The following is a 5,906-nucleotide window of genomic DNA, read 5'->3' on the forward strand; positions in this document are numbered from 1 at the left end:
CCCTGGCACCAGCAACAGCCAGTGCCGGCGCACGCCGCGGTGTATGGCTGCAGCAGCGTCGACCGCCGGCACTGGCTGTTGCTGGTGCCAGGGAGCGCTCAACTGTGGCTGGGCTGGACCGGCTGAGTGGCGTCGGCCGGGCCTATCCCCGCCTGCGCACATGACCGATGGGACGGGGGCGCGGCGCGCGCGCTGGCTAGACTCGACGGTTCGACGAGCAATGCCGAAGGGCCGGGGTGGGGCGTGGTGAAGTGGAGCGAGCTGAAGTGGGGTGTACTGGCGGTAGCGCTGGCGATGGGTGGCAATGCAACGGCGCAGCAGCGCGAAGCGGTGGACCTGGACATGGTGGGCAAGATCCGCCAGCAGGCCTTCCACCAGTCCCAGGTGATGGACACCTTCAGTTATCTCACCGAGCGCATCGGGCCGCGCCTGACCAACTCGCCGGCGATGGGCCGGGCCAACGCCTGGACGCGCGGCAAATTCAACGACTGGAAGCTGGACAACGTCCACGACGAAGCGTTCGATGGCTTCGGCCGTGGCTGGGAATTCACCTCGGCCAGCGTGGAGATGCTGGGCGATCGCGTGCAGCCGCTGCATGCGCTGCCCAAGGCGTGGACGCCGGGCACCCGCGGCCCGGTCGAGGGCGAACTGGTGCAGGTGGACATCAAGAAGCCCGAGGACATCGAGAAGTACCGCGGCAAGCTGCGCGGGAAGATCCTGTTGCTGGGCGAGGCGCGCGAGTACAAGCGGGGCACCGACGCCGATTCGCACCGGCATGACGCCACCTCGCTGGAGGGCCTGCAGGAATTCACCCTGCCCAAGGACAAGGACGTGGTGGCCGACCGCGCCAAGCGGGTCAAGGAATACCAAGAGAAGCAGGCGCTGGCGGCCAAGGTCAACGCGTTCTTCGTCGCCGAAGGCGCACTGGCCTCGATCAGCATCAGCGGCTGGGACAACGGCATCATCCGCGTTGCCGGTGGTGGCTCGCGCAAGGCCGGGGAATCGGTGGGCATTCCCGAGCTGGCGATGATCGCCGAGCATTTCAATCCGCTGGTGCGTGCGCTGGAGGCCAAGCAACCCGTGCGCCTGCGCGTGGATGTCGCGGCCCGCTTCACCGACGAAACCGACCAGCCGGGCTACAACACGCTGGCCGAGATCCGCGGCAGCAGCAGGCCCGATGAAGTGGTGATGATCGGCGCCCACCTGGATTCGTGGCACAGCGGCACCGGCGCCGCCGACAATGCCGCCGGCGTGGCGGTGATGATGGAGGCCATGCGCATCCTCAAGGCCGCGGGCGCCAAGCCGAAGCGCACCATCCGGGTAGCCCTGTGGAGTGGTGAAGAACAAGGGCTGATCGGCTCGCAGGCCTATGTGGCCAAGCACTTCGGTGGCTTCCCGGAGCCTGCCGATGCGGCGCAGAAGGCGCTGCCGGCCTCGTTGCGCGAACCGACCGGTGCCCTGCAGAAGACCCGCGATTACAGCAAGTTCCAGGTCTACTTCAACATGGACAACGGCTCGGGTCGCTTCCGCGGCATCTACGCGCAGGAGAACATGGCGGCCGTGCCGATCTTCGAGGCCTGGCTGGCCCCGTTCCGTGACGTGGGCGCCACCACCGTGGCCACCCGCAACACCGGCAGTACCGACCACATCAGCTTCGACCGCATCGGCCTGCCGGGCTTCCAGTTCATCCAGGACCGGCTGGACTACTTCACCAACGTCCACCACAGCCACCTCGATACCTGGGACCACGCCGAACCGGAAGACCTGAAGCAGGCCGCCGCCATCGTGGCGTCCTTCGCCTACCACGCGGCCATGCGCGAGCCGTCCTTCCCGCGCAAGCCCGAGCCGCAGCCGCAGCCGTGAGGCGCCGGCACGGAGGGGGCAGCGGCCTCCTCCGTGCCCTTCCGGGGGTAGTGGTAAAATCGGCGGATTCCCGTTCCCCGAGCCTTCCATGAGCTGCCGCACCCGTTTCGCCCCCAGTCCCACCGGCTACCTGCACATCGGTGGCGCCCGCACCGCGCTGTACTGCTGGCTGGAGGCCCGTCACCGTGGCGGCGAATTCGTGCTGCGCATCGAAGACACCGACCGCGAGCGCAGCACCCAGGGCGCGATCGACGCGATCCTGGAGGCGATGGACTGGCTGGGCCTGGGCTACGACGAAGGCCCGATCTACCAGACCCAGCGCGTGGCCCGGTACCTGGAAGTGGCCGAACAGCTGGTCGCCGACGGCAAGGCCTATTACGCCTACGAAACCCGCGAAGAGCTCGACGCGATGCGCGAAGCGGCGATGGCCAAGCAGGAAAAGCCGCGCTACAACGGCGCCGCGCGCGACCTGGGCCTGCCCTGGAAGGACGACCCCAACCGCGTCATCCGCTTCAAGAACCCGCTGGACGGGACGGTGGTGTTCGACGACCTGATCAAGGGCCGCATCGAGATCGCCAACAGCGAGCTGGACGACATGGTCATCTTCCGCCCGGACGGCTTCCCCACCTACAACTTCGCGGTGGTGGTGGACGACTGGGACATGCGCATCAGCGAAGTGATCCGCGGCGATGACCACATCAACAACACCCCGCGCCAGATCAACCTGTACGAAGGCATCGGCGCGCCCGTGCCGAAGTTCGGCCACATGCCGATGATCCTGGACGAGCAGGGCGCCAAGCTGTCCAAGCGCACCGGCGCGGCCGACGTGATGCAGTACAAGGACGCCGGCTACCTGCCCGACGCGCTGCTGAGCTACCTCGCCCGGCTGGGCTGGTCGCACGGTGACCAGGAGCTGTTCAGCCGCCAGGAGCTGATCGACCTGTTCGACGTGACCAACTGCAATTCCAAGGCCGCGCGCCTGGACATGGCCAAGCTGGGCTGGGTCAACCAGCACTTCCTGAAGACCGAAACGCCGGACAGCATTGCCCCGCACCTGGTCTACCAGCTGAACAAGCTCGGCCTGGATCTGGCCGCCGGTCCGGCCCCGGCCGACGTGGTGGTGGCATTGCGCGACCGCGTGCAGACCCTGAAGGAAATGGCCGAGAAGGCGGTGGTCTGGTACCAGCCGCTGACCGAGTACGACGAGGCGGCGGTGGCCAAGCACTTCAAGCCGGGCGCGGAACTGGCGCTGGGCAAGGCCCGCGAGCTGCTGGCGGGGGTCGCGGACTGGACCGCCGAGGGCGTGTCGGTGGCGCTGCACGAGGTGGCCACGGCGCTCGAGATCGGCATGGGCAAGGTGGCCCAGCCGCTGCGCGTGGCCATCACCGGCACCCAGGTCAGCCCGGACATTTCACAGACGGTGTTCCTGGCCGGGCGTGAAGAGGCCTTGAAACGCATCGACGTCGCACTCACTAAAGTACCGACGGCCTGACCACAGGAGACCGCGCATGCCAGCCAAAACCGCTTGTACCGCCCCGCACCACCACGTCCACGACGCATCCGACTTCGTGAAGGTGGTGGAGCGCGTGTGCTCGGAACGCGGGCTGCGCCTGACCCCGATCCGCGCCAACGTGCTGCGTCTCATCGCCGAGGCCGGCAAGCCGGTCAAGGCTTACGAACTGCTGGAGTGGGTGCGCAGCGGCAAGGGCGTCGGTGCCGACGCTCCGCCCACGGTGTACCGCGCGCTGGATTTCCTGATGGCCAACGGATTCGTGCACAAGCTCGAATCGGTCAACGCGTTCGTGGCCTGCCACCATCCCAGCAGCGCGCAGCATTCGGTGCCGTTCCTGATCTGCAACAGCTGCCACAGTGCGGTGGAACTGGAAGACAAGGACATCGTGAGCCAGCTGGAAAAGCGCGCCAAGGAACTGGGCTTCCAGCCGCAGGCGCAGACCTTGGAAGTGCACGGCCTCTGCGCGCGCTGCGCCGGGTAAAAACCGGGGCAGGTACCGACCGTTGGTCGGTACGCAACGTTCCCCGCAAAGAAACGCCGCGCACTGCGCGGCTTTTTTGCCCGATGCCCCGGATCGACCCAGCCCCGGGTAGAGCCACGCCATGCGTGGCTGCCCCTGTGCGTCAGGTGGCCCTGCCGCGGACCTTTGCGATCTCACGCCTCTTCCGTGCATCCGGGGTGGCGTAGCTCGCATCGAGACGGCGGTTCAGGCTTTTCAGGACGAGCCGGCGGGCGGATACCAGCGCGGGATCGGCCACGACCAGCGCATCGACCCACGCCAGCGATGCGGCCAAGGGCGCGCCGCGCAGGGCGTAAAGCGCGACCGCCTTCAGATGTGTAATGGAGGTTGCACCCCATGCCTTCACGGCCGTTTCGTACAGCGCATGCTGAAGCGTCGCATCGATCGGCACACTGTCCTCGAACGACAGCTGCATGTTCAACGCACCCAGCGCACTCCACGGCGCTGCGTCCGCGTTGCTCGTGTGCCAGTCGGCACGTTCGCAGTAGGCAAGCAGTTCAGTGATGGCGTCGCGCGTGCGTACTGCTTCAAGCATCCCGATGGCGAAGCTGGCCATCGCCGGATCCGCCAACAGGGGGCGCAGTCCGGCAACGCCGTCGCGCGCGTATGCCGCACAGGCGGTCGCCCATCGCCCGAACGGCACCACGCGACGGCCATCCGGCAGCAGCCCGTCGTCCAGCCACCCGTGCAGCGCGCTCAAGCGCTCGATCTCCGCTGCACCCTCGGTGCCGTGGACCCGGGCGAAGCCAATCAAGTGCTCCACCTCCAGCGCACCGCCGTAAGCGGCCGGCGCGCTGCCCTTGGCCGCCTTCTGCGCCAGTACGTTGAACTTCACCGGCGCTCGGCCGCGGCGGTGTCGCTGCCGTCTGCCGCCGTATCCACCTTCACCACCACCGACATGCCCGGGCGCAGCCGCTTGGCCAGCGGCTGGTCCGGGTCGATGGAAATGCGGATGGGCAGGCGCTGCACCACCTTGGTGAAGTTGCCGCTGGCGTTGTCCGGGCGCAGCACGCTGAACTCCGAGCCCGTCGCAGGGGCGATCTGCTCGATGTGCCCGTGCAGCTTTTCACCGTCGAAGGCGTCCACCTTGAACGAGGCGGGCTGGCCGATGCGCATTTTCCAGGTCTGGCCCTCCTTGAAGTTGGCCACCACCCACAGCGTGTCCGGCACCAGGAACAGCAGCTGCGAGCCGGCCGTGACGTATTGGCCCAGGCGCACCGAGGCTTCGCTGATCTGGCCGTCGCGCGGGGCATGGATGACGGTGTTGGCCAGGTCGATCCGGGTCAGTTCCAGCTGCGCCTGCGCGGTTTCAACACGGGCCTCCAGACTCTTGCGTGCCACCTGGGTGGAGGTCAGTGTTTCCTCGGCGATGCGGATCTGCGCCTGCGACTGCAGCACGGCCGCCTGCGCCGATTGCGCTCCGGTGCGCAGCTTGTCGCGGTCGCTGAGCGCCACCAGCTGCTGCGCGGCGAGTGCTTCATAGCGCTTGAGCTCGGTGCGCGACCGCGCCAGCTCCGATTGGCCGGCGACAAGGTTGGCCTGTGCCGCACCGATCTGCGCGCGGTTCTGCGCCTGGGCCTGGTCGGAGTTGGCCAGCGCAGCCTTCGCACTGTCCAGGTCGGCCTGGGCCTGGGCCACTTTTTCCTTGTAGATGCGGTCGTCGACGCGGACCAGCGGATCGCCCTGTTTGACGTGCTGGAAGTCCTTGACCAGCACCTCGGTGACATAGCCATTGACCTGCGGTGCCAGCACGGTGATCTGGCCGCGCACGTAGGCGTTGTCGGTGCTCACCCGGGTGCTGTCGAACGGCCACAGCGACCATGCGCGCAGGATCAGCGCGATGCCCAGCAGCGCAATCACGATCATGATCACCACGCTGCGGGTGCTGGGCTTGAGGTACTTGGGCGCGCTCGGCGGCGGCACCGCGCCTGCCGCGGCCGCGCTGCCGGCGGGGGCGGCATCGGTCGGCGGCGCCGGGTTGACGTTCTCGGGTGCGCTGTCGTCGCGGGG

At 67.7% G+C, this 5,906-nt stretch carries 5 protein-coding genes; 3 read left to right on the forward strand and 2 right to left on the reverse strand.

What is annotated here, in order from left to right; all coding sequences use genetic code 11:
- Positions 1–294 precede the first annotated feature (294 nt).
- The 3 genes from DBR34_RS00525 to DBR34_RS00535 all read left to right on the forward strand — a co-directional run bounded on the left by DBR34_RS00525 (position 295) and on the right by DBR34_RS00535 (position 3,857).
- Complete coding sequence (locus DBR34_RS00525; protein ID WP_128095267.1) at positions 295–1,863, forward strand: M20/M25/M40 family metallo-hydrolase; 1,569 nt, start codon at positions 295–297, stop codon at positions 1,861–1,863.
- 88 nt (positions 1,864–1,951) lie between these two features.
- The gene (gene gltX / locus DBR34_RS00530) at positions 1,952–3,355 is read left to right on the forward strand and encodes a glutamate--tRNA ligase (RefSeq protein ID WP_128095264.1); all 1,404 of its coding nucleotides are present in this window, start codon (positions 1,952–1,954) and stop codon (positions 3,353–3,355) included.
- Positions 3,356–3,371: 16 nt separating this feature from the next.
- Complete coding sequence (locus tag DBR34_RS00535) at positions 3,372–3,857, forward strand: Fur family transcriptional regulator (protein ID WP_128095265.1); 486 nt, start codon at positions 3,372–3,374, stop codon at positions 3,855–3,857.
- 142 nt (positions 3,858–3,999) lie between these two features.
- Here DBR34_RS00535 and DBR34_RS00540 read toward each other — a convergent pair whose 3' ends face one another.
- Positions 4,000–4,731, reverse strand: a complete 732-nt coding sequence (locus DBR34_RS00540) for a hypothetical protein (RefSeq protein WP_128095266.1) — start codon at positions 4,729–4,731, stop codon at positions 4,000–4,002.
- A partial coding sequence (locus DBR34_RS00545) for an HlyD family secretion protein (RefSeq protein WP_258223595.1) occupies positions 4,728–5,906 on the reverse strand: 1,179 nt, incomplete at its 5' end. The genes DBR34_RS00545 and DBR34_RS00540, both read right to left, overlap by 4 nt.

Source organism: Stenotrophomonas sp. HMWF003 (genome assembly GCF_003061285.1).
GTDB classification, from domain to species: Bacteria; Pseudomonadota; Gammaproteobacteria; order Xanthomonadales; family Xanthomonadaceae; genus Stenotrophomonas; species Stenotrophomonas maltophilia_AP.